Genomic DNA, 281 nt, shown 5'->3' on the forward strand with positions numbered 1-281 from the left:
GTTGATTTTGTCGACCGCCGCCATGTTGATCATCGGTCCGATGGCGACGCCGGCTTGAGTGCCGGGCCCGACCGTCATCGCATTGACGCGGGCGCTGAGCTTGGCGGCGAAGGCGTCATAGACGCCAGCCTGAACGAGGATGCGGTTGGCGCAGACGCAGGTCTGGCCGCCGTTGCGGAATTTCGAGGCGAGCGCGCCCCCGACGGCGAGGTCGAGGTCGGCGTCGTCGAAGACGATGAAGGGCGCGTTGCCGCCGAGCTCGAGGCTCAGCCTTTTCACGC

Annotated in this window: 1 protein-coding gene; it reads right to left on the bottom strand. The window is 66.9% G+C overall.

Going from position 1 to position 281, the window contains the following annotated elements; all coding sequences use genetic code 11:
* Positions 1-281, bottom strand: a 281-nt coding sequence (locus tag EN861_RS35090) for an aldehyde dehydrogenase family protein (protein WP_135928263.1), incomplete at both ends; no start/stop codon positions are given.

The organism is Mesorhizobium sp. M8A.F.Ca.ET.218.01.1.1, from assembly GCF_004791165.1.
In the GTDB taxonomy this organism is placed as follows: domain Bacteria; phylum Pseudomonadota; class Alphaproteobacteria; order Rhizobiales; family Rhizobiaceae; genus Mesorhizobium.